The following is a 23,891-nucleotide window of genomic DNA, read 5'->3' as shown; positions in this document are numbered from 1 at the left end:
CTCATTTGCCAATTCATGAATTCGTTGTAAGCTGACCCTATGATTGCAGAAAACGGTTGCTGATTTTCCTGCGACGATTTGAAAAATTCTTAAATGACCGAGGATGAGCAATGTCCCGTAGTCTTTTAAAGTATACGCGTGTTCTTGAAATTGTCGGGGATACGATCAAGGTCAGGGTGCCGCTGGACGGCTCAACCGACGCGGCGGTGCGGTTCAACGATCTGGCTGTGATCGAGACTGTGGACGGTCACAAAACGCTGGCTCAGGCGATCTTCATCGACAGGGATGTAGTCACGCTGCAGGTGTTTTCGGGCACCAAGGGTGTTTCGACTGAGGCGACGGCCACGTTTCTGGGCCACCCAATGCAGACGCCGTATTCGCAGAACATTCTGGGGCGCGTGTTTGACGGCGCGGGCGTTTCCATTGATGGCGGGCCTGACCTGTCGTCCGAGCCGCGTGTGGATATCGGTGGGCCGACTGTGAACCCGGCAGAACGGGCCGTGCCCAACAAGATGATCCGCACCGATGTGCCGATGATCGACGTGTTCAACACTCTGGTTGAAAGCCAGAAAATCCCGATCTTTTCGGTCTCTGGCGAACCGTTTAATGCCTTCCTCAGCCGGATCGGCATTCAGGCGGATGCCGATATCGTGGTGTTTGGCGGACTGGGACTGATCTTTGATGACTATCACACGTTCCGCACCTCATTCGAGGATGCGGGCGTGTTCTCGCGCACCGTGATGTTCGTCAATCAGGCGATGGACCCTTTGGTTGAACGGCTGCTGGTGCCCGACATGGCACTGGCCGTGGCCGAGAAGTTTGCGGTGGAAGAAGGCAAGCGCGTGCTGGTCCTGCTGACCGACATGACCGCCTATGCCGATGCGATGAAAGAAGTCGGCATCAGCCAGGAACGCGTGCCCTCGCAGCGTGGCTATATGGGGGATCTCTACTCGCAGCTGGCGCGGCGGTACGAAAAAGCCTGTGACTATGCCAAGGGCGGATCGGTCACGGTGCTGACGGTGACCACGATGCCGGGCAATGACGTGACCCATCCGGTGCCGGACAACACAGGGTATATCACCGAGGGGCAGTTCTATCTGCATTCCGGAGTGATCGATCCGTTCGGCAGCCTCTCGCGCCTCAAGCAGAACGTGATTGGCAAGACCACGCGCGAGGACCACAGTCAGATCATGAACACCATGATCCGGTTTTATTCCGAAAGCCGCGACGCCGCGCAAAAGCAGGCGATGGCGTTTGATCTGTCGGATTACGACCATCAGTTGTTGAAGTTCGGTGACCTTTTCAAAACGCGGTTCATGGACATCAACGTCTCGATCCCGCTGGAAGAAGCGCTGGATCTGGGCTGGAAAACTCTGGCCGAGTGTTTTGCTCCAGAACAGCTGCTGATGAAGCAGGCTTTGATCGACAAGTATTTCCCAAAGGATGCCGATGGCGCGGTTGCAGCTGAATAAATCGTCGCTGGCCCGCCAGCAGACCCAGCTGAAAAGCTATGAGAGGTTCTTGCCGTCGCTTGACCTCAAGCGTCAGCAATTGATGGCGGAACGCGCCAAGGCGCGAGAGGATGTGAAGCGCCTTGAAGAGGAGGTGCAGGAACTGGCGCAGAAGGTGGGGGAAAAGCTGCCCATGCTGGCGCAGCAGGGCATCGATCTGGACGGGTTGGTCGAGCTGAAAGATTATCAGGTCAAAGAGGTCAACGTGGTGGGCGTCAAGATGCCGGCGTTGGACCGGATCGAGGTCGCGGTGCGTCCGTACTCCTATCTGGCAAAGCCCCATTGGGTCGATGCGGCGGCAAACCTGCTGCATGATATGATTGAGGCGCGCCTGCGCGTCAAAGTGGCCGAAGAGCGGGTGAAGATATTCGACAAGGCTGTCGCGACGATTACGCAGCGGGTCAACCTGTTCGAAAAGGTTCTGATCCCGCGTGCGAAAGCCAACATAAAGAAAATCCGCATTTATCTGAGTGATGAACAGATGCAGGCCGTGGTCCGGTCGAAAATTTCAAAGCGCAAACATGCGCAGGAGGCGGTGTCATGAGTGTCGCGCGCCTCAAGAAATTATCGCTGGTCGGGCGGGCCGCCCAAAAAACCGAGACGCTTGAGGCGCTGCAGGATTTGGGCTGTATGCATGTCCTGCCGCTTGCTCCGCCGCCCAGCGAGCCCGAGAAAATCAGCGAACGCGGCGCGCGGGATGCTTATAAGGCGCTTCGGTTTCTGAATGACGCCGCCGAACAGCGTCGGCAGATTCAGCGCGACCCGGGGTTTGACATGGACCAGTTCGTCAAAGACGTGCTGGACCTGATGCAGCGCACTCGGGATATGGCGGATCGCAGGGACTTCTTGGCCAACCGGATCGCGCAGGTGCGCCCTTGGGGGGATCTGGATTTTCCACCTGATGATGTGCTCGCGGGCAATCGCCTATGGTTTTATCAACTGCCGCTCAAGCACCGGGATGCGCTTGAAGCGCCGGAAATACCTTGGGCTATTTTGGAACAGGACCACCGGTTCATCTATGCGGTTCTGATCGCGCCGGACGAGCCGGATGATGACATCCTGCCGGTCCCGCGCACGCATACCGGATCGCTGCCCATTCACGAGCTGGAGGCGCAGCTGGAAGAGGCGGAGATCGCGATTGAGTCTCTGGAAGCTGAACGGATAGCACAGACCCGCTATCTGACCTTGATGCGACGGAACCTGTCCGTTGCCGAAAGCGCGGCCGAGTTGGCGCATGCGACGCAAAAGGTGCGTGACGAAGACGCGATGTTTGCCCTGCAGGGGTGGGTCCCCGAGGATCGTGTGGATGCGGTACTGGAGATGGCAGGCGCCAAAGACGCCGCCGTTCTGATCGAAGAACCCGGCCCCGAAGACAGCCCGCCGACACTGTTGGAACAGCCGGAAAAACGCAGCGCTGCCGTGGATTTGGCGCTGTTTTATCAAGTGCCGGGGTACAAGGATTGGGATCCCAGCGTGATCGTCGCTGCATCCTTTGCGATATTCTTCGCGATGATCGTGGCCGATGCGGGGTATGGCGCGGTTATCCTGCTGGGTCTTTTGCTGTTCTGGAAACGGTTGGATGCCACGCCAGGCGAAAGGTCGTGGCGACGTTTCGGTGTGATCATATCGGGTGCCACGATCCTCTACGGCATTCTGGTGGGCAGTTACTTTGGCGTATCGCCGCCGGATGGGTCGTTTTGGGCGCGCCTCAAGATTTTGGATTTGAACAATTTTGGCGCGATGATGATGGTCTCGATCGTCGTGGGTGTTTTGCATCTGGTTCTGGCCAACGCGCTGGCCGCACGGGCGGCATGGGGGCACCGGAAGGCCATCGCCAACCTGGGCTGGATCGCAGCGCTGATTGGCGGCTTTGTCCTGTGGCTCAGCTACATGAAAGGCAATTCGGCAGTGCCGGGCGGGGTACTGATGGCGGTTGGAGTTCTGGCAATTGTCTGGTTCTCAAGCGAGCGCGTCATCAAGAAGCCGACCGACTGGCTATGGCGTCTGATCGAAGGGCTACAAAGCCTCGCCGGTGCCATGGGCGCGTTTGGGGATGTGCTCAGCTATATGCGCCTGTTCGCGCTGGGTCTGGCGTCGGCCTCGCTGGCGATCACGTTCAATGATCTGGCAGTCTCGGTCATGCAGGCGCTGAAGGGGCCGGGGATACTGTTTGGCCTTCTGATCCTGATCATCGGCCATGTTCTCAACTTCGCCCTCGCCATGATGAGCGGCGTCGTCCACGGGTTACGTCTCAATTACATCGAATTTTTTAAATGGGGTCTGCCGGACGAAGGCATCGTCTTTCGTCCGTTCGCCCGTAAGGAGGTTCAGGAATGAATGAGCTTGTACTGACATTGGGTTGGCTGGGTATCTACGCGCCAATGGCGCTGGGCGCAGCAGCAAGCGCCATCGGCTGTGCCATCGCCGGGCAGGCCAGTATCGGTGCCATGACCGAGACCGAAGGTGGCTACGGTCGTTTCGTCGGCGTTTCGGCCTTTCCTTCGACCATGGTGATTTACGGCATTGTTATCATGTTTACCTTGAACCGGGACGTAACACCTGAAAACGCGGGTGGATTGTTCGGGATCGGCATCCTGTCGGGCATCGCACTGATGTATTGCGGGATCTGGCAGGGCCGGGCCTGTGCGGCAGCGATCAATGCCACCAAGGAAAAGCCTGAGATCTTCGGATTGGCGCTTGCCCCGGCGGCGATCATTGAAGGGTTCGGCGTCTTTGCCTTCGTTTTCGCTCTCGTCATCAGTGCGGGGATTAGCTGATGGCACAGGATGGCATGATTTCTCATGGTGTGGATGCCCTGATCGACAAGCTGCGCAATGATGGCGTGGCCGCAGGTCAGGCGGATGCGGAAAAGCTGCGTGCCGACGCCAAGGCCGAAGCGGCCAAGATATTGGCCGACGCCAAGCGCGAAGCGGATGACTACCAGAAAAAGGCCCGCACGGATTCCGACAACTACCGCGCGGCCGGGGAAGAGGCACTGAACACTGCGATGCGGGATGCGGTGCTGACGATGAAAGGCGGGCTGACCGACCGGTTTCGCGAAGATGTTGAACGCCTGGTGACCAAGGAAATGGCTGACCCGGACCTGTTGAAGCAGATGATCCTTGAGGTCGTCGGACGCGAGGCTGAAGGCGTTAATCTGGATGGGAAGGTTCAGGTCATTCTGCCTGCCAAAGTGGCCACGCAGGAAGACATCAAGCAGAACGCAGACGATATTCAATCGGGAAAGCTGACCAAATACGTTCTGGGCCTGACCGCCAAGATGCTGCGCGAGCAGGTCGAGCTGCATGCCTCCGACGACGCACAAAGCGGTATCCGGGTTCGGGCCGAAGATCAGGGCGTGGTTTTGGATCTGACGGACAAGGCCGTCGCGTCCCTGTTGATGGAACATCTGCAGCCACGGTTCCGTGCCGTGCTGGAAGGGGTGATCCGCTGAGATGTCGGACCCTGACGCCTATATCGCCCTGATCAGCAGCCTACCGGGCTCTGAGCGGCTGTTTGTGGCCAAGCAGCCTCCGCTGTCACGGCTGCGTCTGGATCGTCGCCTCAAGGCACTGACACCCGAAGACGCGCAGGTTCTTAAAGTGATGGAACACGCGCTGAGCTGGAACGAATACGACATGGACGTCACTGACGCTCAGGCCGTAGAGCGGTGCAAAAAAGCGCTTGCCGACATCCCGCAACCTTCCTTGCGCAGTGTATTTCAAGAACGGATGGACTTGCGTACTGCCGTTGCCGCATTGCGTCTGCGCGGGCATGGGGGCTCTCCGCCTGCGGGTGCATTTGGCTTTGGCCGTTGGAGCCGCCATATCCCCGCCAACTGGGGCGATCCCGATTTTCGCCTGTCGGTGCCAATGCCCTGGATCAAAGAAGCGCGACAGCTGTTGGAAGCCGAAGATCCGTTGGGCCTCGAACGTCTGTTGCTGTCTGTCAGTCACAAGCAACTGAAACGGCACGCTGGCCGCCACCTGTTCGATTTCGAAGCCGTGGCGATTTACGTTCTGATCTGGAACATTTTTGACCGCTGGGCGCAAAGCAACGCTCAGGATGCGGCCATACGATTTGAGAAGCTGGCCCAACAGGCCATGGCCAATGTCGCAGATTTCGATTTTGAGAGAGTAAGCGCATGACTGCCCAATCCCCTTCGGTTCAAACCGCAACCGCACGTGTCGTCTCGGTCCAGGAAGGGCTGGTTCAAATTCAGGCAAACCATGATGCCGCGGGCGTTCCCGGGCAATTGGTCAAGAACGAAGTGGTGTTCATTCTGCCGACGCGGCCCGGCCCCGGTGGCCGTCAGGAGCGTCTTAAGGCCGAGGTGTTGCGCGTACGCGGCGACACGGCGGACGTTCAGGTCTATGAAAGCACGGATGGCGTCGCCGTTGGGGACCCTGTGGAACAGTCGGGCCAATTGCTGTCAGTCGAACTTGGGCCCGGACTTTTGGGGCAGGTTTTTGATGGGTTGCAATCGCCCCTGCCAAAAGTCGCCGCCGAGTTCGGGACGTTCCTGCCGCGCGGCGCAGATGTTGCTCCGCTGGACGATCAGGCAAAGTGGTCGTTCTCGCCCTCGGTCAAAGTCGGAGATACCGTCACGGCGGGTGACAGCATCGGCACGGTGCCCGAGGGACGGTTTACCCATAAGATTATGCTGCCGTTTAACTGGGTGGGCGATTACAAGGTCGTCTGGGTCCAGAAAGGAGCAGCCTCGATCCATGAGATTGTTGCGCGTCTTGAGGATGAGCAGGGCGGTGAACACACTCTGACCCTGTGCCAGAAATGGCCCGTTCGTCGGCCCTTGCCTGAAAGCATCCTGAAACGTACCCTGTCGGAACGCCTGTACCCGACCGAACCCGTTCTGACCTCGCAACGGCTGATTGACACGTTCTTTCCCATCGCGCGCGGTGGCACAGCCTGTATTCCTGGACCGTTTGGAGCGGGCAAAACCGTGCTGCAGAACCTGATCGCGCGGAATTCCAAAGTGGATATCGTGATCGTCGTAGCCTGCGGAGAACGCGCGGGCGAGGTGGTGGAAACGATCCACGAATTCCCCAAGATGACCGATCCGACCTCGGGCGGCAGCCTGATGGATCGGACGATTATCATTTGTAACACGTCCTCAATGCCCGTCGCGGCCCGTGAGGCGTCAATATTCACGGGCATCACTCTGGGCGAGTATTACCGGCAGATGGGATATGACGTGCTGCTGATCGCGGACAGTACAAGCCGCTGGGCGCAGGCTATGCGCGAGACCTCTGGCAAGCTTGAGGAAATTCCCGGTGAGGAGGGGTTTCCGGCCTACCTGGAGAGCTCGATCAAGGGGCTGTACGAGCGCGCTGGGGCGTTGAAGACCAACGATGGTGATCTCGGCAGTCTGACTTTGATTGGCACGGTCTCACCTGCAGGTGGCAACTTTGACGAGCCGGTAACCCAGTCGACACTGTCCACGGTGAAGTGCTTCCTCGGCCTGTCATCCGAGCGCGCTTACAAGCGGTTCTACCCGGCGGTCGATCCGATGCTCAGTTGGTCGCGTTACACTGATCAGCTTTCGGACTGGTACGACAAAAACGCCGAGCCCGGCTGGACCGGTAAGGTGCGCGATCTGTTGGCGTTGATCGAAAAGGGCGAGCAGGTGGACCAGATGATGCAGGTCACCGGCGAAGAAGGCGTTACAATCGAGGACTTTGTGACCCAGCAAAAGGCGCTGTTTGTCGACATGGTCTATTTGCAGCAAGACGCATTTGACAAAGTGGACGCCACCGTCCCGCTGGAGCGTCAGAAGATGACCTTCAAGCTGGTCTATGATGTCACGCAATCAACGGCGAGCTTTGCTGATAAGGCCGAAGTGCGTCAGGTGTTCACTCAGCTGACGGGGCTGATGAAGAACTTCCACTATGCTGCGGAAAACACGCCGGAATTCAAGTCGATCTGGGGTCAGATCACGGACCTGTGCCACGAAAAGTTCGGAGTGTAGATCAGGAGAAATGGTAGCCCGTAGGGGAATCGAACCCCTCTTTCCAGGTTGAAAACCTGGCGTCCTAACCGATAGACGAACGGGCCATCTGCCAATGGCGCAAGCACAAGTGGTAGCCCGTAGGGGAATCGAACCCCTCTTTCCAGGTTGAAAACCTGGCGTCCTAACCGATAGACGAACGGGCCACGCTGGCTTGTGGAGGGCCTTTTACGGTTTACCTCTGACCCCCGCAAGCCGAAAAATGCAGGGATACGAAACTTTTTTGGCCGGGCTGGAATCTGGCTTAGTTTGCCTCCGCCGCGTCCTCCAGTCTTAGCTGCACGCTTTGGCGGCCACCCCAGGTGTTCACCTCAAGCCGCCCGGCGAAATGGAACCGGGCACCGCCGTGATTGGACAGCCGTTCACCCATCGGCCCGTCAAAGGCACCAAAGGCGATGGCGTCCAGCCCAGCACCCATTCCGTCGGACAGAGACAGCTTTAGATGCGATTCCCCGACGCGCTTTGCAAAGCGAACCTGCAGGTCCGGCAGGGCGTAGCGCGGGGCAGGGGCGCTGGCCCCGAAGGGACCGGCCTTTTCGATTTGCTCGATCAATTCGACCGAGGCTGCGCCAGGCATCAAGGCTCCATCCAGTTTTAGGTCAGCCGGTCCGCCTTGACCTGCGCCTTGTTTGGCAAGCAGTTCGCTTAATCGCGCCATGGCGGGCTCCAACTGTTCGCGCATGACGGTCAGTCCGGCAGCCATCTTGTGACCGCCGCCTTTGACGAGAAGCCCCTCTGCTGCCAGCCGCTGGATCGATGCGCCCAGATCAACGCCCGAGACCGACCGTCCCGAACCCTTGCCCTCATCCCCGTCAAATCCGATGACGATGGCTGGACGGTTGGCGTTTTCCTTGAGGCGCGAGGCGACGATACCGACGACGCCGGGGTGCCATCCTTCGCCTGCCGCCCAGACCAGCGGCGCGTCGAGCCCCCGTTCCTCGGCCTGTTCCAAAGCTGCCGCACGCACAGCATTTTCAATATCGCGCCGCTCGGTGTTCAACTCGTCCAGTTTTTGCGATAGCGCCTCCGCTTCGGTCACCGAGTCGGTGCTCAGCAGTCGGGCCCCAAGATCAGCCTTGCCAATCCGCCCACCTGCATTGACGCGCGGGCCCAGCAAAAAACCCAGGTGATAGCTGTTGGGGGACGAATCCATGCGCGACACATCCGACAACGCCACAAGGCCCGGTCGCTGGCGCTGCGCCATGACTTTCAGACCTTGCCGCACCAACGCTCGGTTGGCCTCGATCAGCGGCGCGACATCGGCCACGGTGGCAAGAGCCACGAGATCCAGCAGGCTGATCAGGTCGGGACCCTTGACCCTAGCTTCGCGTAATTGCCGACCGGCCTCGACCAGCATCAGGAACACCACGCCAGCCGCGCAGAGATAGCCGAGATCGCCGCTTTCGTCCTGCCGGTTCGGGTTCACCACGGCCACGCAATCAGGCAGGGTCTCACCACCAAGGTGATGGTCCAGAACGATGACATCCGCGCCTTTTGCAGCTGCAATCGGCTCGTGGCTGAGTGTGCCGCAATCCACGCAGATGATCAGGTCGTGCGACGCGGCCAAATCCTGCATCGCAGGCACGTTGGGGCCATAGCCTTCGTCGATACGGTCAGGCACATAAAGTGTCGCCTGCAGACCCATCTGACGCAACCAGACCAGCAGAAGGGCGGCAGAACTGCCCCCATCCACGTCGTAATCGGCAAAGACCGCAATCCGCTGCTTTTCCCGTACGGCGGTCAGAAAGCGCGTCGCCGCGGCTTCCATATCTTTCATCGCGCGGGGGTCAGGCAGCAGTTCTTTCAGTTTGGGGTCCAGAAACCCTTTGGCCTCCATCGGCGGAACGCCGCGGCGTGCCAGAACCTGACAGACGGCTCGGGGCAGCCCGGCTTGCTGCACCAGCATTTCTGTCGCGCGCTCCACCTCGGCCTCGGGTCCGATCCAACGCCGCCCGGTCAGTGACTGCTCAACCCCTAAAAAGCTCATGTCCTGCCTTTCATATGCCAAGGCCGGACCCTCTCGGACCCGGCCTTATTACCTGTATGAATATCCTTGCGCGCGGTTCTGGCGCAAGCGGTTACGCGTTGTCGTGCGACCACATCGGCGTGCGGTAGGACATGCGACGGACGGATCCTGTCTTCGAGCGCATCAATAGGGTGGTGGTTTCCACCCAGCCCGGTTCACGCTTGATACGCGGCAGCAGCGATCCGCCGGTTACGCCAGTGGCGGCAAAGATCACGTCGGCGGTGACCATCTCATCCCGCGCATAGACACGGTCCAGATCGGTAATGCCGGCCTTTGCGGCGCGGCCACGTTCGTCGTCATTGCGGAACAGCAGGCGGCCAAAGATCTGACCACCCATGCATTTCAGCGCTGCAGCGGCCAGAACACCCTCGGGCGCGCCGCCTTGACCCATGTACATATCGATGCCGGTCTCTTCGCTTTCGGCACAGTGCATCACGCCCGCCACGTCGCCGTCGGTGATCAGGCGGATCGAGGCGCCGGTTTCGCGCACTTCGGCGATCATCGCCTCATGACGGGGGCGTTCCAAAATGCAGACGGTGATGTCGGCAGGCTCGCACCCTTTGGCCTTTGCCAGCGCCTCAACGCGTTCGCGCGGGCTCATGTCCAGGTTCACGACGCCTTCGGGGAAGCCCGGACCGATGGCCAGCTTGTCCATGTAGACATCTGGCGCATGCAGCATCGAGCCGCGCGGACCCATTGCGATAACGGTCAGCGCGTTTGGCATATCCTTGGCGGTCAGCGTGGTGCCTTCCAGCGGATCCAGCGCGATGTCTACGCCGGGGCCGTTACCGGTGCCAACCTCTTCGCCGATATACAGCATCGGTGCCTCGTCGCGTTCGCCTTCGCCGATGACAACGACACCGGCGATGTCCAGAAGGTTCAGCTGTTCGCGCATCGCGTTCACAGCCGCCTGGTCCGCAGCCTTTTCGTCGCCACGCCCGACCAGCGAGGCCGAGGCCAATGCGGCCTGTTCCGCGACCCGCGCAAGGCCCAAAGACAATAGGCGGTCGTTGAAGTCGATTTTGGCAGCGGTCATTTTAGGTATCCTCAGGTCAGTAAAGGCGTTTTATCGGGGATAGCCTGCGTTTACGGCAGGCCGCAAGGGTCAAACCTCTTCAATCCGCAATGCGACGGGCTCGCCCGCAACGACGTCAGTTGCGCGTAGGCCCTCCAGCGCGACGTCCAGCGTGGCGCGGGTTGTCTTGTGGGTCACGATCAGAACAGGCGCGGTGCTATCGGTGTGGCCGTACTGGCGCATCCGGTCGATGGATACACCCGCATCGCCAAGAATTGCGGCGACTTTGGCCAGTGCGCCGGGTTTGTCGAACAGGGCAAGGCGCAGGTAATAGGGTGCGGGCAGGCCGGTGATGGCGGGTTTGGCGTCTTCCAAGGTGGTGGCGGGTCGGCCAAAGGTCGGGATCTGCAGACCACGCGCCAGATCGCAGACGTCGCCCATCACGGCGCTGGCCGTGGGGCCTTCGCCCGCGCCGGGCCCACGCAGAACAACCTGATCGACGGCGTCGCCTTCGATCACGACCATATTGGTGCCGCCTTCCAACTGACCCAAGGGCGAGCCGCTGGGCACAAGGCAGGGCTGCATCCGCTGTTCCAGACCACGGGCCGAGCGTTGGGCGACGCCCAGCAGCTTGATGCGATATCCCATGTCGTCGGCTTGGTGGATGTCATCCAGGCTGATCTGCTGGATGCCTTCGATCTGAATGCCGTCGAAATTCGGTTTGGTGCCAAACGCGATTGAGGACAAAAGCGCCAGCTTATGCGCCGCGTCGATGCCGCCTACGTCGAGGTTCGGGTCAGCTTCGAGGTATCCCAGTTCGGCGCATTCCTCGAACAGGGCGTTATAGCCCAGTTCTTGCGATTGCATCCGCGTCAGAATGTAGTTGCAGGTGCCGTTCATCACACCCATGACGCGGGTAATCTGGTTCCCGGCCAGTCCTTCGGTCAGGGACTTGATGACCGGGATGCCACCGGCAACGGCGGCCTCGAACCGGATCACGCGGCCAGCGGCCTCGGCCTGTTCGGCCAGCGCCTGACCGTGGATGGCCAACAGCGCTTTGTTGGCGGTGACGACATCCTTGCCTGCTGCCAGAGCCGCCTCGACCGAGGCTTTGGCCGGGCCATTCTCGCCACCCATCAGCTCGACAAACACGTCAATATCATCGCGTTGGGCCAGAGCCACCGGGTCCGTTTCCCACGCGTAGTCCGACAGGTTCACACCGCGATCTTTGTTCGCATCGCGCGCGGATACTGCGGTGATCTCGATCGCGCGGCCTGTACGCGCCTGTAGCAGGTCGGCATGGCGGCGGACGATCCGCACGACACCCACGCCAACTGTTCCCAAGCCCGCAATTCCCAGCCGCAGCGCCTGTGTCATCCCGTGGGTTCCTTTCCGCTCGAATGTCCTTGGTATCAGGCTGTACGCCCGTTCAACGGTGCCTTAGCGGGTTCAGCGACGGGGCGCAATCCGAGACAGCGGTAACAGGTGTTTGAATCGCGATAGATCAGTTGGTTTGTGCGTTTTGCAGCGCCTCGGCCTTTTGGGCCAGCGCTTCGCCGCGTGCGGTCAAATCCTCTTCGACCTCGGCGGCTTCGTTCACAGGATCAATAGGCGGGCCCAGAATGTCCGGAACTGGGATCAGCTTGGGATACTTGGCCGAGCGCACGTTCGGCTGCTCTCGCCCCTCCAGTTCCGGGAAATCCGCGCAGGCCGCGCAGGTCAGAAGCAGAACCAACAATGGCAGAGGCTTCATGCTGAACCCTTTTTGTTTGCACCTGACCCTGTGATGCACCTTTTGCGACAGACGTTCAAGCGGGGTTCTATATGAACGCTTGTTCATATACGGTGTGGGTATGGCTCGTACTCAAGGATCACATTCCGACATCACCGGTCCACGCATCCGCAAAGCGGCGCTGGGTCTGTTCGCCCGGCATGGCTATGCCGCTGTGTCCATGCGCCAGATTGCAAAGGAAGTGGGCGTGCAGGCGGGAGCTTTGTACAACTACACCCCAGACAAGCAGAGCTTGCTGTACCGACTGATGCAGGACCATCTGCAGGACCTTCTGGCCGCCTATGCGGCGTTGGACAAACCAACTGATCCGGAGGACGCGTTGCGCCGCTTTGTCGGCTTTCACATTCGGTTCCACATGGAGCGCCCGGATGAGGTGTTCATCGCCTACATGGAACTGCGCAACCTTACGCTCGAGAACTTCTCGGAAATCGAAGTCTTGCGCCGCACCTACGAAGACTCACTCGAAGGAATATTGCAGGACGGCCAGAATGCCGGGCTGTTCTCGGTCGCAGATACCAAGATTGCAACATTGGCGGTGATTGCCATGTTGAACGGGGTGATGACCTGGTATCGCGCAGGCGGACGTTTGTCGCTGGACGAGGTCGAGCAGATCTACTGGGATATGGTCAGGCGCGCCGTAACCGCCTGACCACGATTGTTTATCAGTGCGCCGCGCGGATGAACGTACCGTTGCGCAGTTCACGAAACGCCTGTTCCAATTCTGCCCGCGTGTTCATCACGATCGGGCCATGCCACGCAACTGGTTCGTCAATCGGCGCACCCGAGATCAACAGAAACCTTACGCCTTCAGGCCCGGCCTGAACGGTTACTTCATCGCCGGTTCCGAACCGTACCAGAGTACGGTCCCCGGATAGATCTCGGATGTTGACCTCTTGCCCGGCGATTTCTTTCTCCAGCAGCACGCCGGTGGGTTGCGATGCGTCGGCAAAGGCCGCCTGTCCTTGGAACACATAGGCAAAGGCGCGGCGATAAGTGTCGATCCGAAAGGTCTTTTTTACCCCGGCAGGGATTTGAACGTCCAAATACTGTGGATCGGCTGCTATGCCATCAACAGGACCCGTCTTGCCCCAGAATTCACCCACGATAACGCGCACGGTTGTTCCGTCATCGTCGATGATTTCGGGAATATCCTTGCTTTGGACATCCTGATAGCGGGGCGTGGTCATTTTCTGATCTGACGGCAAATTGCCCCACAGTTGGAACCCATGCATTTGGCCAGCAGTGTTTCCCTTGGGCATTTCCTGATGCAAAATCCCGGATCCGGCGGTCATCCACTGAACATCACCTGCACCCAAGGTCCCTGTGTTCCCAAGCGAATCCGCATGTTCAACAGTGCCGGAAAGCACATAGCTTATGGTCTCGATCCCGCGGTGCGGGTGCCACGGAAAGCCCGCTTGGTAATCCTCTGGGCGCTCGTTCCTGAAATCGTCGAACAACAGGAACGGATCAAGCTCGGACGGGTCCTGAAACCCAAAAGCCCGGTGCAATTTGACGCCTGCGCCTTCCATGGTCGGCATGGCTTTGCGAGTTTCCAGTGTTGGTCTAAGGGACATGGTGGCCTCCTGAAGTTGTGAGGATCATGTATGCTGTGCGCCATCTGCGTCAATTTGCGTGCAAACACGGGGACTGTGCGCAAATTCGCAGGGCGCTGCCCTCTGTTTTTTGTCGCGCAAAGCGGCTAAACCCATCCGAAACAGAGCAGGGAACGCCAATGCAACAGGAAATTCTGGCCACGGTCCGCCCATCATCACCAAGACGATGGTTGGGTGTGGGAATGCTGTCTACCGTGGGCGTTCTGGTCATCTATGTCGCCCTTGCCACGCCGCCAGAGCCGGTCTGGCAGGTGTTTCTGCTGGTTGTTGGTGGGGCGTCGTTCTGGTTGGCCTATCAGATGTGGCATGCCACAAGCGACTGGATTGAACTGACGGAAACTGAGCTCAGAACAGGGACAGGGCGTCTGATCGCACGGATCGAAGATATCGAAGCCATCGATCAAGGCGTGTTTGCGTTCAAGCCTTCAAATGGGTTCTTGCTAAAAACCAAAGAAAAGGCGGGCAACAGCTGGGCACCTGGGTTGTGGTGGCGGTTAGGGCGCCGGGTTGGCGTGGGCGGCCTGACCACGGCCGCCGAAACCAAATTCATGCTCCAGGGGCTGTCTGAGCTAGCGCAGAAGCATCAGCACAAAACTGAGTAGACGGCGTCCCTTTGACAATAGGTACAAAGCGCGGTCGCGAGAAAACGAAGTTATCGAATACGTAGTCTTTGGTCAGCCAGCTTGTGTTCAAACGCGGCACATACTCTTTGGACGTTTCAACGATGATCAACGTGTCCAAGTTCGCCATCGCCGGCAGCCTGTCGGCCAGGGGTTTGACGTTGTCGTCGGTCCAGATTCCTTGATAACCGCAATGCGTCGACCAATTGACGATAAAGTCCTCTTCAGTACCAGTATCTTCATCAGGTGCAATATAAGTTATCACAGTCAGACGCATCTGTAAGGGTGAATTGCTGCCCACCATTCGGTTGAACAACAAATACATGGACGTCGCGTAGGTGTCGGTTACTTCTCTTTCACCTTCACGCGAGATCAAGTCGCTTATTGTGAATGCTGCTTTGAGGTTGGCGGTGCTTTCGCGAAATCCGTCAAAGTAGGTGTATGTAAGCGTTATTGCCCATACCAGAACCGGAAAAATCAATGCCGTTTCCAAGGACAGGCTACCATTTTCCCGAACTGCAAAGATACCTAAGGAGCGTCGGAAGCGTGAGAAAAAACGCGTCATGTCATGGCTCCTGAACAAAGGTTGTTGTCGACGTAAGTGAGATTAGGTCATCATCGCCTGACATCGTCCGGCCTATTTCGGTTGTCGGGAACAAGGGATCAACCTGTGCACATGCGCGTAAAATCATGAGCGCATTCGATCCACCGTTTTGAAATTCGGTTACAGGTTGGGCCTCTTCCTGTCGGTCTATACAGGTCGCTTCGAGAGGAAAGTTAATTCCGCTGTAAGGGTCCTGAACAATCATCTCTAAAAGTAGGTTGTTCGAACAATTCCGCATTACAACCATATTGCCGCAAATGGCTTCTTTGATCGTGTCATGTTCTGTATCGGGCAAGTTGATCCCGAGCCGGATATCTCGGACGACCAGATCCATCGACCGTTCGAGCATGGCTTGTTGAATTGTGACCAGTGCATATTCGATCACGGCCAAAATGATGAACATGTAAAGAGGGAACAGTATGGCGAACTCAACGGTCACACCTCCGTGTTCGTCCCGTTTGAAACGAGTCACTCTTGCCAGTGCTTTCTGGATCATAGCGTCAGCCTCAGGCGTTTTATCGATACTGCAATGGTCTGAAACACCTGCTTCAACGTCAGTTGTTGAGCGCCCAACGACCCGCCGTCGTTTACAGGGAAAAAGAAACCTTCGCCGCTCGAGCAGTTTTTGATCGCGGTAACGCCGACGTCCGGAGCCTCAAAAGCGATTCCATAGATGTCAACATTCTTTGCTTTGAGCTTGGAGCAGATGTTGTTTAGCCGCGTGTCTTTGGTCGTTCTTTGGGTCGTGGAAAACGCTCGCGAGTACCAGTTCCTGTTATTGTTGTCCTGCCACGCATAGTTATACCGAGCGTTCCAGTCCAAGTTTACGCGGTTCCACAATTGGGGATAGGTCAAGCGTGTATTTTTGTCTGCACCTCCGTAGGGTTCAGTCTGATCTTCCAACTCCTGCCGGGTCCAGTAATAGAGATCCGGATCTGTGGAAGTGCGAACGCTGTATTCATTGTCGTGGATAATTTCATCACGGCAATATGTTCCATAGCCTGAGTAATATCTGCAAACTTCTCCAATAACTGGATCAGAGTTGAACCAAACATCAGAGGCCCCATCACGCAAATCTTCGTCTAGCACCCAGTTTTCTGTGTTTTCACCGTCGGTCATAACAACCATGATCTTTTTGACGTTAGTGTCGTACGCTACCGGCCGGTTATTAAACACCGGAGGCACGACCTTTTTGGGCTCTTCATTGGTCCCAACGACGAGACCGGTATCTGGATCAATGTTTAAATTCGGGTCTACGTTCTGATTTGCAAGTCGCCCGATCACAGGTTGAAACGCGGGGTCCAACAGCGCGGCCCCCCATTTTACCCCGATATCAATCGATGTGTTTCCGCCAGGTGTCATTGCATTGATCTGTTTGTGCAGGTCAGCAATAACATTAGTCATTGGTGTTATAGCGCTGCCTGCTCGAGTGGTGCAGACCGACGAACTGTGGAATTCGCTATTGTAATTGTCCCGATAGTTTCTTCGGTCGAAATGCGCTGTTCGGTTAAGTGGTTTGGTTGGGTCTAGGAAAACTTCCCCAAACTGCGACTCTTTGAAGTCCACGCAATTGGAATAGGTATGCTCGCGCGTCACTCCGGACATTTTGTCCAGAATATTTGCACTGGCATTCACCTGATTGTTGTAAGGAATAATTGAGATTGAAATTTTATCAGGATCTTCTTCTGCATAAATCGTATCTACGAACTCCACGGCGGCTTCTCGCAAGGCAGCAATTTTTGATTTGTTCGCCGTTGCCGAATCCCAACTCATAGAGCCCGAGATATCAAGTACCAGTGCAATTTCGATTGAGCCGATAGCCTCTTCCGCGACGCTTGCAGCCGCGGCTGTCAGTTCTGGATAACCAAAGAAATGCAAGAAATGCATTTTGACGTCGACTTCTGCCTTGGCCGTGACCTTTCTAGATCCTATACCCTCTTCAACTATTGGCTCTTCTGAAAGTTTCCCGCGCACGTCAGATTTTTCAATATAGGACTTTACCACCTCTTTAGGCGGGAGCTTCTGCTTGACGTTAGCTGCAGCAAGAACTGCGCGGTCCAGAGTGCCTTGCAGGCTCGCTCGGTCGCGTTCAAAGTTCATGATGTCTACGCCGATGCCTGCAGTTGCAAAGATGAGCAGAAATCCTAGAGCCACGAAAATGGTGAATACTCCGCCCTCTTCGTCTCTCGCGAAACGCCGAGTTGAAGAGCTCGCATTTTTCAAGTTTTTAGTCCCGCACTCAAATACGCGCATTGCCATATTGCCGACCTCGCTGAGCAGACACTCAAACTGCTAAGGAAAAGTTAACGTTGGAAAATTAACGGTGAAACGTGGCGTGAATTGGGCAAAACTGCCAGGGAATTGGCTAGTTTCCGGGCGGACTGGGGATAATTTCATGACTTTGTGGGGTTCTGTTTTCTCTGCGGCGACAATTTTGGCGGTTTGGAGGGAAGTTGCGACTCAGCCGGAACTGCGGGTCTTTCGCAGGATTCCGCGTTTTATCTTTGCTTAAATATTGATCGTTTAGACAATGGGTGCGACAAAACGTCAGAACGCTTTGCGTTCACTGGCACGGAGGATCACATGACGCCCAACAACGAACCCAGCTTTCGCCAAAGTGTAGACTTGATGTTTAACAGGGCGGCGTCCCTGATGGATTTGCCTCCGGGGTTGGAGGAAAAGATTCGGGTCTGCAACGCCACCTACACGGTGCGGTTTGGTGTTCGGCTTCGCGGCGATATCCACACGTTCACCGGTTACCGCTCGGTTCATTCCGAACATATGGAACCCGTGAAGGGCGGCATTCGCTATGCCACCGCCGTGAATCAGGACGAGGTTGAGGCGCTGGCAGCGCTGATGACATACAAATGCGCTTTGGTTGAAACGCCGTTTGGCGGGTCCAAGGGCGGGCTTTGCATCGACCCCAGAAAATATGAGGAGCATGAACTAGAGCAGATCACACGACGCTTTGCCTATGAATTGGCCAAGCGGGATCTGATCAACCCGTCTCAGAACGTACCGGCCCCTGACATGGGAACGGGGGAACGTGAGATGGCTTGGATGGCTGATCAGTACGCGCGGATGAACACTACGGACATTAACTCGCGGGCCTGTGTGACAGGTAAACCGTTGAATGCCGGTGGCATCGCGGGTCGTGTCGAAGCGACTGGCCGTGGTATCCAATACGCCCTGCGTGAGTTCTTCCGCCATCCGGAAGACATTCAAAAGGCCGGACTTTCCGGCAAGTTGGATGGCAAACGTGTCATCGTTCAGGGCCTCGGGAATGTGGGTTACCACGCCGCAAAGTTCCTGAGCGAGGAGGATGGCTCGAAAATCGTCGGCATCATCGAATGGGACGGAGCGCTATACAATCCCGAAGGAATCGACGTCGAGTCGGTGCGTCAATGGATCATCAAACATGGTGGTGTCAGCGACTATCCGGATGCGACCCATTCGGCCGAGGGTACTGCCGTTCTGGAAGAAGACTGCGACATTCTGATCCCGGCAGCCTTGGAGGGGGTTATCAACCTGTCCAACGCCGAACGCATCAAGGCGCCTTTGATTATCGAGGCGGCAAATGGTCCGGTCACTGCCGGTGCGGATGAGATTTTGCGCAAGAAGGGTACAGTCATCATTCCGGACATGTACGCCAATGCCGGCGGTGTAACGGTGTCTTACTTTGAGTGGGTCAAAAACCTCAGCCATATCCGCTTTGGACGAATGCAGCGCCGTCAGGAAGAGGCGCGACACGAGCTGATCGTCAGTGAACTGGAGCGGCTAGATCGTTATCTGGGTGATGCCTGGTCGATGTCGCCGGACTTCAAGTCCAAGTATCTCAGAGGCGCGGATGAGCTCGAGCTGGTGCGTTCGGGGCTCGATGACACCATGCGCATTGCTTATCAGTCCATGCGTGAGGTCTGGCACAGCCGCGACGATGTCGAGGATCTGCGGACTGCAGCTTATATCGTGGCCATTGATCGTGTCGCGAAAAGCTATCGCGCCAAGGGGCTATAAATGCCTCGCGCAATCCGCTTTTGACCGGGTTGCGCGAAACACTTGCGGGTGTACATCCCGATGCGATGAAAACGCCAATGGCAGCTTACGCCCGCGGCAGGTAAGCTGCGGTGACAGAATCGATTTTCGGAGTACCCCATGTTGCGTATCGCCCTTGCTGCAGCTTTGCTGGCCACACCTTTGGCAGCCGCCGAGACCAAGGAACAAAGCTGCCAGTACCAGGCTGATGTTGTTAAGGCGATTCAGCAGGCCCGACTGGACCGGGTCAAAGAACGTGACGTGCCGCAGGCGGTTGCAGAAACAAGCCCGTCCTGGCCCGAGAACTATAACGCGGCGATCCCGCTGATCACCCCGTGGGTTTATGAGCAAAAGATGCGCGATGTGCGCAAGAAAGATCTGGGTGCGGCGTGGCTAGAGCTGTGCCTGCAGCAATAATCCACAGCGCAATCATTTCCTTGTGGACAAACGCTCGCCAGTCCCTTGGCGAGCGTTTCCATTTCTGGCAGGTTTAGGCCATGTCTTTGCCCCCCGGTTTTCTCGATGAACTTCGCACCCGGCTCAGCCTGTCTCAGGTAGTCGGTCGAAAAGTCACGTGGGATCAGCGCAAGTCCAATCAGGGCAAGGGGGATATGTGGGCACCATGCCCGTTTCACCATGAAAAGACCGCATCCTTTCATGTCGATGACCAAAAGGGCTTCTATTACTGCTTTGGCTGCCACGCCAAAGGTGACGCGATCAGTTTTGTGAAGGAGACTGAGAATGTCTCGTTCATCGAAGCGGTCGAGATTCTGGCGCGTGAGGCGGGGATGCCGATGCCTGCGCGTGATCCCAAAGCGCAGGAAAAACAGGACCGCCGCTCGCAACTGGCCGAGGTCATGGAGCAGGCAGTGCAGTTCTTTCGCCTGCAGCTTAAGACCGGGGCAGGGGGCGCGGCTCGAGACTACCTGACTCGTCGTGGTCTGGACGCGCAGGCTTTGGATCGATGGGAAATTGGTTTTGCCCCGGACGGGTGGCAAGGCCTGTGGGATCATTTGCGCGGCAAGAACGTAGCCGAGGATCTGATCCTTGGGGCGGGTCTGGCCAAGCCCTCGAACAAGGGCAAAAAGCCTTATGATACGTTTCGCAACCGGATCATGTACCCGATCCGCGACCCCCGAGGGCGCTGTATTGCGTTTGGCGGTCGGGCGATGGACCCTAATGATAACGCGAAATACCTGAACTCTCCTGAGACTGAGTTGTTCGACAAAGGGCGCAGCCTGTACAACCACGGACCCGCCCGTCAGGCGGCGGGCAAAGGGCAGCCTTTGATCGTGGCCGAAGGTTATATGGATGTGATCGCGCTGGCCGAAGCCGGATTTGGTGCCTCGGTCGCACCGCTGGGAACGGCAATCACCGAACATCAGTTACAATTGCTTTGGCGTATCTCTGACGAGCCGATCATCGCGCTGGATGGCGACACCGCCGGTCTCCGCGCTGCGATGCGCGCTGTTGATCTGGCCTTGCCGCTGCTCGAGGCTGGAAAGTCCCTTCGGTTTGCGCTGATGCCCGAAGGCAAGGACCCTGATGATCTGTTGCGCGCCGATGGGCCGGGGGCCGTGCAGGAAGTCTTGGAAAACGCAATCCCGATGGTCAAACTGCTGTGGCAGCGCGAGACCGAGGGTAAGGTGTTCGATAGCCCGGAACGAAAAGCAGCGCTGGATAAATCCCTGCGCGATAAGATTAAATTGATCCGCGACCCCTCGATCCGGTCGCATTACGGGCAAGAGATCAAAGACCTGCGCTGGCAGTTGTTCCGCCCGCAACGGCAGCCGCAAAACCGTCAATGGCAGCCGCGCGGCAAGTGGCAACCAAAACCTGCCGCTACACCCGGCGCGCGCGCCTCATTCCTGGCGTCGTCTGACAACGCAGATATTAGGATGCGCGAGGCAGCTATTCTCGCCATCGCCATCCTCAACCCCAGCGTCGTGATCCAGTTCGAAGCTGAGCTGGAAGAGATGGAGTGCCATGATCCCGACCACGCAGCTTTGCGCGCGGCCATTCTGCGGCATGCGATTGATGATCCGGATCACCTGAAAGACCACATAATTGGAACTTTAGGCGGCGAAGTCCTTGAAAACCTGCTGGCCCTTCGCCATGTCGCAGTAATCCCCTGTGTGTTCAAACCAGGCGACGTCGAAAAGGCCGAGATGACACTGGCCGAGGAACTCGCAAAGATAAAAGCGCTCCGGGGGTTGGATGCCGAGATTGCCGAAGCTGCCGAGGAACTTTCTGAACTGGCTTATGAGGCGCTGACATATCGGCTGGCGCAAGCCGCCGAAGAGCGCAACCGTACCAGTCGCAGCCAGAATGAGGACAGGGCGGTGTTCGACATCGCCGACAACGGTGCGCGAATCAACCGCGACGAGAAGGACGCGTTCAAGGCGATCATGTCCGGCATCAATTTCGAACGGAAACGTCGCTAAAGTGATGTTTTCGTAAGGCACTGGAAAAGAAAAACAGGTAAACGGGTAGCCGAATCACTTCTACGCGCTAATGATTCGGTTCTAACGAATCACCCATCCCTGCAGGAGCATTGAATGGCCGCCAAAGACACGACCGAAGATCGCAAATCCGAAGAGCAGGAACAGGAAATCTCGCTGGACATGAGCCAGGCCCAGGTCAAGAAGATGATCGCCGAGGCTCGCGAGAGAGGTTACATCACCTACGACCAGCTCAATCAGGTTCTGCCGCCTGATCAGGTCAGTTCGGAACAGATCGAAGACGTTATGTCGATGCTGTCCGAAATGGGCATCAACATCATCGAAGATGAAGAGGCCGAAGAGGAAGAGAACAAAGGCTCGACCGAACTTACCACGACAGAAAGCAACCGTGAGGTTGCGTTGGCCGGGGCGGCGACCGAAAAGCTTGATCGCACCGACGACCCCGTCCGCATGTATCTGCGCGAAATGGGCTCGGTGGAATTGCTGAGCCGTGAAGGCGAAATTGCCATCGCCAAGCGGATAGAGGCCGGCCGCAACACTATGATTGCCGGTCTGTGCGAAAGCCCGCTGACCTTCCAGGCGATCACGATCTGGCATGACGAACTTCTGTCCGAAGACATTCTGTTGCGCGACGTCATCGATCTGGAGGCCACTTTCGGCAACCAGATGGACGAAGACGGCGACGTGGAAGAACCGGTTGTCGATACCTCGGCCGTTCAAGCCGCCAAGCCGGCCAAGGACACAGGCCCTGAGCTGGACGCCGATGGCAATCCGCTGAACAACGACGACGATGACGACGACGACGATCAGGCCAACATGTCGCTGGCTGCGATGGAAGCCGCGCTCAAGGATCAAGTTCTGACCACGCTGGAACGCATCTCGACTGACTTCGCCATGTTGTCGGAAATGCAGGACAGCAGGATTTCGGCGACGCTGAACGAGGATGACACCTTCTCGGACAAGGACGAAGCGACCTATCAGAAGCTGCGTTCCGAGATTGTTGAGTTGGTGAATGGTCTTCACCTGCACAACAACCGGATCGAAGCGCTGATCGACCAGCTCTACGGCATTAACCGCCGCGTCATGTCGCTGGACAGTGCAATGGTGAAACTGGCCGACCAGGCACGGATCAACCGTCGTGAGTTCATCGATGCCTATCGTGGCCGCGAACTGGACCCGAACTGGCTGTCCGAGATGGCTGAAAAGCCGGGCCGGGGCTGGCAGATGTTCATTGAACGCTCGACCGCAAAGGTCGAGGAGCTGCGCAACGATATGGCTCAAGTCGGCCAGTATGTCGGTCTGGATATCCCTGAATTCCGCCGCATCGTGCAGCAGGTTCAGAAGGGCGAGAAAGAGGCGCGACAGGCCAAGAAGGAAATGGTCGAAGCCAACCTGCGTCTGGTGATTTCGATCGCCAAAAAGTACACGAACCGTGGTCTGCAATTCCTTGATCTTATTCAGGAAGGTAACATCGGTCTGATGAAGGCGGTGGACAAGTTCGAATACCGCCGCGGCTATAAATTCTCGACCTATGCGACATGGTGGATCCGTCAGGCGATCACGCGCTCGATTGCGGATCAGGCGCGGACCATCCGTATTCCAGTGCACATGATCGAAACGATCAACAAGCTGGTACGGACCGGTCGTCAGATGCTGCACGAAATCGGTCGCGAGCCGACACCGGAAGAACTGGCCGAAAAGCTGCAGATGCCGCTTGAGAAGGTTCGCAAGGTGATGAAGATCGCCAAAGAGCCGATCTCTCTGGAAACGCCGATTGGCGACGAGGAAGACAGCCAGCTGGGCGATTTCATCGAGGACAAGAATGCCGTACTGCCGCTGGACAGCGCCATTCAGGAAAACCTCAAGGAAACGACCACACGGGTTCTGGCCTCTCTCACGCCGCGTGAGGAACGGGTTCTGCGGATGCGCTTTGGCATTGGCATGAACACCGACCACACGCTGGAAGAGGTTGGTCAGCAGTTTAGCGTGACGCGCGAACGTATCCGTCAGATCGAAGCGAAAGCGCTGCGGAAGCTGAAGCATCCCAGCCGGTCACGGAAACTTCGGTCCTTCCTGGATCAGTAAACAGAAGGGCGCCTCGGTTAAGGCGCCTTTTTTGTATCACGCGGCCCTCACGGTGACTGGTTAACACTTCAATTTGGCGAGAACTCACAAGGCATTTTCGCTATGT

Annotated in this window: 21 protein-coding genes and 2 tRNA genes; 13 read left to right on the top strand and 10 right to left on the bottom strand. The window is 57.4% G+C overall.

Annotated features, from left to right (window positions below; all coding sequences use genetic code 11):
* Positions 1-110: 110 nt before the first annotated feature.
* Genes GOV53_RS03785 through GOV53_RS03755 form a run of 7 tightly spaced genes read left to right on the top strand, consistent with a single transcriptional unit; the run spans position 111 to position 7,497 of the window.
* A complete protein-coding gene (locus tag GOV53_RS03785) occupies positions 111-1,472 on the top strand; it encodes a V-type ATP synthase subunit B (protein ID WP_170464349.1) in 1,362 nt (453 codons plus the stop codon).
* Positions 1,450-2,055, top strand: a complete 606-nt coding sequence (locus tag GOV53_RS03780) for a V-type ATP synthase subunit D (RefSeq protein WP_170464348.1) — start codon at positions 1,450-1,452, stop codon at positions 2,053-2,055. The genes GOV53_RS03785 and GOV53_RS03780 overlap by 23 nt, the downstream gene beginning before the upstream one ends.
* Complete coding sequence (locus GOV53_RS03775; RefSeq protein WP_170464347.1) at positions 2,052-3,848, top strand: V-type ATP synthase subunit I; 1,797 nt, start codon at positions 2,052-2,054, stop codon at positions 3,846-3,848. The genes GOV53_RS03780 and GOV53_RS03775 overlap by 4 nt, the downstream gene beginning before the upstream one ends.
* Positions 3,845-4,288 (top strand): ATP synthase subunit C, encoded by a 444-nt coding sequence (locus tag GOV53_RS03770; protein WP_170422131.1) that lies wholly within the window; start codon positions 3,845-3,847, stop codon positions 4,286-4,288. Before GOV53_RS03775 ends, GOV53_RS03770 begins: the two co-directional genes overlap by 4 nt.
* Positions 4,288-4,965: a hypothetical protein gene (locus GOV53_RS03765; protein WP_170464346.1), complete on the top strand. Its 678-nt coding sequence runs from the start codon at positions 4,288-4,290 to the stop codon at positions 4,963-4,965. The genes GOV53_RS03770 and GOV53_RS03765 overlap by 1 nt, the downstream gene beginning before the upstream one ends.
* A gap of 1 nt (position 4,966) precedes the next feature.
* On the top strand, positions 4,967-5,659 hold the full coding sequence (locus GOV53_RS03760; RefSeq protein WP_170464345.1) for a hypothetical protein: 693 nt from the start codon (positions 4,967-4,969) through the stop codon (positions 5,657-5,659).
* Complete coding sequence (locus GOV53_RS03755; RefSeq protein WP_170464344.1) at positions 5,656-7,497, top strand: V-type ATP synthase subunit A; 1,842 nt, start codon at positions 5,656-5,658, stop codon at positions 7,495-7,497. Before GOV53_RS03760 ends, GOV53_RS03755 begins: the two co-directional genes overlap by 4 nt.
* A gap of 11 nt (positions 7,498-7,508) precedes the next feature.
* On the opposite strand, the gene GOV53_RS03750 is transcribed toward GOV53_RS03755, so the two are convergent.
* The 6 genes from GOV53_RS03750 to GOV53_RS03725 form a co-directional block, all read right to left on the bottom strand.
* Positions 7,509-7,583, bottom strand: a tRNA-Glu gene (locus tag GOV53_RS03750).
* Between the two features lie 24 nt (positions 7,584-7,607).
* Positions 7,608-7,682, bottom strand: a tRNA-Glu gene (locus tag GOV53_RS03745).
* 98 nt (positions 7,683-7,780) lie between these two features.
* Positions 7,781-9,523, bottom strand: coding sequence for a single-stranded-DNA-specific exonuclease RecJ (recJ, locus tag GOV53_RS03740; RefSeq protein WP_170464343.1), 1,743 nt, complete (start codon positions 9,521-9,523; stop codon positions 7,781-7,783).
* 91 nt (positions 9,524-9,614) lie between these two features.
* A complete protein-coding gene (gene glpX / locus GOV53_RS03735) occupies positions 9,615-10,598 on the bottom strand; it encodes a class II fructose-bisphosphatase (RefSeq protein ID WP_170464342.1) in 984 nt (327 codons plus the stop codon).
* Positions 10,599-10,667: 69 nt separating this feature from the next.
* Positions 10,668-11,954, bottom strand: a complete 1,287-nt coding sequence (locus GOV53_RS03730) for a homoserine dehydrogenase (protein ID WP_170464341.1) — start codon at positions 11,952-11,954, stop codon at positions 10,668-10,670.
* Between the two features lie 127 nt (positions 11,955-12,081).
* Complete coding sequence (locus tag GOV53_RS03725; protein WP_170464340.1) at positions 12,082-12,330, bottom strand: hypothetical protein; 249 nt, start codon at positions 12,328-12,330, stop codon at positions 12,082-12,084.
* Between the two features lie 100 nt (positions 12,331-12,430).
* On the opposite strand from GOV53_RS03725, the gene GOV53_RS03720 reads away from it, so the two are divergent.
* Positions 12,431-13,018, top strand: a complete 588-nt coding sequence (locus GOV53_RS03720) for a TetR/AcrR family transcriptional regulator (RefSeq protein WP_170464339.1) — start codon at positions 12,431-12,433, stop codon at positions 13,016-13,018.
* A gap of 13 nt (positions 13,019-13,031) precedes the next feature.
* Here the strand turns inward: GOV53_RS03720 and GOV53_RS03715 are convergent, their stop codons facing one another.
* Positions 13,032-13,943, bottom strand: coding sequence for a pirin family protein (locus GOV53_RS03715; protein ID WP_170464338.1), 912 nt, complete (start codon positions 13,941-13,943; stop codon positions 13,032-13,034).
* 158 nt (positions 13,944-14,101) lie between these two features.
* On the opposite strand from GOV53_RS03715, the gene GOV53_RS03710 reads away from it, so the two are divergent.
* Entirely contained in the window at positions 14,102-14,584 is a 483-nt protein-coding gene (locus tag GOV53_RS03710) for a hypothetical protein (RefSeq protein ID WP_170464337.1), read from the top strand.
* Here GOV53_RS03710 and GOV53_RS03705 read toward each other — a convergent pair.
* The 3 genes from GOV53_RS03705 to GOV53_RS03695 are packed head-to-tail and all read right to left on the bottom strand — an operon-like array spanning position 14,529 to position 17,465.
* Entirely contained in the window at positions 14,529-15,167 is a 639-nt protein-coding gene (locus GOV53_RS03705; RefSeq protein ID WP_170464336.1) for a TadE/TadG family type IV pilus assembly protein, read from the bottom strand. The genes GOV53_RS03710 and GOV53_RS03705 overlap by 56 nt on opposite strands.
* A gap of 1 nt (position 15,168) precedes the next feature.
* A complete protein-coding gene (locus GOV53_RS03700; RefSeq protein WP_170464335.1) occupies positions 15,169-15,702 on the bottom strand; it encodes a TadE/TadG family type IV pilus assembly protein in 534 nt (177 codons plus the stop codon).
* Positions 15,699-17,465, bottom strand: a complete 1,767-nt coding sequence (locus GOV53_RS03695) for a TadE/TadG family type IV pilus assembly protein (RefSeq protein WP_170464334.1) — start codon at positions 17,463-17,465, stop codon at positions 15,699-15,701. Before GOV53_RS03695 ends, GOV53_RS03700 begins: the two co-directional genes overlap by 4 nt.
* Before the next feature lie 324 nt (positions 17,466-17,789).
* On the opposite strand from GOV53_RS03695, the gene GOV53_RS03690 reads away from it, so the two are divergent.
* From GOV53_RS03690 to rpoD, 4 genes are all read left to right on the top strand, one after another.
* On the top strand, positions 17,790-19,220 hold the full coding sequence (locus GOV53_RS03690; RefSeq protein ID WP_170422092.1) for a Glu/Leu/Phe/Val family dehydrogenase: 1,431 nt from the start codon (positions 17,790-17,792) through the stop codon (positions 19,218-19,220).
* 138 nt (positions 19,221-19,358) lie between these two features.
* Complete coding sequence (locus GOV53_RS03685) at positions 19,359-19,655, top strand: hypothetical protein (protein ID WP_170422090.1); 297 nt, start codon at positions 19,359-19,361, stop codon at positions 19,653-19,655.
* An 80-nt stretch (positions 19,656-19,735) separates the two neighbouring features.
* Positions 19,736-21,682 (top strand): DNA primase, encoded by a 1,947-nt coding sequence (dnaG, locus tag GOV53_RS03680; RefSeq protein WP_170464333.1) that lies wholly within the window; start codon positions 19,736-19,738, stop codon positions 21,680-21,682.
* A gap of 114 nt (positions 21,683-21,796) precedes the next feature.
* Positions 21,797-23,785, top strand: coding sequence for an RNA polymerase sigma factor RpoD (rpoD, locus tag GOV53_RS03675; RefSeq protein WP_170464332.1), 1,989 nt, complete (start codon positions 21,797-21,799; stop codon positions 23,783-23,785).
* The last annotated feature ends 106 nt before the right edge of the window (positions 23,786-23,891 follow it).

Source organism: Ruegeria arenilitoris (assembly GCF_013035315.1).
GTDB classification, from domain to species: Bacteria; Pseudomonadota; Alphaproteobacteria; order Rhodobacterales; family Rhodobacteraceae; genus Ruegeria; species Ruegeria arenilitoris_D.
This window is presented reverse-complemented; position numbering and strand designations above follow the sequence as displayed.

Bases quoted from the DNA above. Each gene is read 5' to 3' on its own strand.
- GOV53_RS03725 (WP_170464340.1), bottom strand. From the start codon at position 12,330: ATGAAGCCTCTGCCATTGTTGGTTCTGCTTCTGACCTGCGCGGCCTGC.
- GOV53_RS03760 (WP_170464345.1), top strand. From the start codon at position 4,967: ATGTCGGACCCTGACGCCTATATCGCCCTGATCAGCAGCCTACCGGGC.
- GOV53_RS03690 (WP_170422092.1), top strand. From the start codon at position 17,790: ATGACGCCCAACAACGAACCCAGCTTTCGCCAAAGTGTAGACTTGATG.
- GOV53_RS03710 (WP_170464337.1), top strand. From the start codon at position 14,102: ATGCAACAGGAAATTCTGGCCACGGTCCGCCCATCATCACCAAGACGA.
- GOV53_RS03730 (WP_170464341.1), bottom strand. From the start codon at position 11,954: ATGACACAGGCGCTGCGGCTGGGAATTGCGGGCTTGGGAACAGTTGGC.
- GOV53_RS03755 (WP_170464344.1), top strand. From the start codon at position 5,656: ATGACTGCCCAATCCCCTTCGGTTCAAACCGCAACCGCACGTGTCGTC.
- recJ (WP_170464343.1), bottom strand. From the start codon at position 9,523: ATGAGCTTTTTAGGGGTTGAGCAGTCACTGACCGGGCGGCGTTGGATC.
- GOV53_RS03775 (WP_170464347.1), top strand. From the start codon at position 2,052: ATGAGTGTCGCGCGCCTCAAGAAATTATCGCTGGTCGGGCGGGCCGCC.
- GOV53_RS03715 (WP_170464338.1), bottom strand. From the start codon at position 13,943: ATGTCCCTTAGACCAACACTGGAAACTCGCAAAGCCATGCCGACCATG.
- glpX (WP_170464342.1), bottom strand. From the start codon at position 10,598: ATGACCGCTGCCAAAATCGACTTCAACGACCGCCTATTGTCTTTGGGC.
- GOV53_RS03770 (WP_170422131.1), top strand. From the start codon at position 3,845: ATGAATGAGCTTGTACTGACATTGGGTTGGCTGGGTATCTACGCGCCA.
- dnaG (WP_170464333.1), top strand. From the start codon at position 19,736: ATGTCTTTGCCCCCCGGTTTTCTCGATGAACTTCGCACCCGGCTCAGC.
- GOV53_RS03685 (WP_170422090.1), top strand. From the start codon at position 19,359: ATGTTGCGTATCGCCCTTGCTGCAGCTTTGCTGGCCACACCTTTGGCA.
- GOV53_RS03695 (WP_170464334.1), bottom strand. From the start codon at position 17,465: ATGGCAATGCGCGTATTTGAGTGCGGGACTAAAAACTTGAAAAATGCG.
- GOV53_RS03765 (WP_170464346.1), top strand. From the start codon at position 4,288: ATGGCACAGGATGGCATGATTTCTCATGGTGTGGATGCCCTGATCGAC.
- GOV53_RS03705 (WP_170464336.1), bottom strand. From the start codon at position 15,167: ATGACGCGTTTTTTCTCACGCTTCCGACGCTCCTTAGGTATCTTTGCA.
- GOV53_RS03785 (WP_170464349.1), top strand. From the start codon at position 111: ATGTCCCGTAGTCTTTTAAAGTATACGCGTGTTCTTGAAATTGTCGGG.
- GOV53_RS03700 (WP_170464335.1), bottom strand. From the start codon at position 15,702: ATGATCCAGAAAGCACTGGCAAGAGTGACTCGTTTCAAACGGGACGAA.
- GOV53_RS03780 (WP_170464348.1), top strand. From the start codon at position 1,450: ATGGCGCGGTTGCAGCTGAATAAATCGTCGCTGGCCCGCCAGCAGACC.
- rpoD (WP_170464332.1), top strand. From the start codon at position 21,797: ATGGCCGCCAAAGACACGACCGAAGATCGCAAATCCGAAGAGCAGGAA.
- GOV53_RS03720 (WP_170464339.1), top strand. From the start codon at position 12,431: ATGGCTCGTACTCAAGGATCACATTCCGACATCACCGGTCCACGCATC.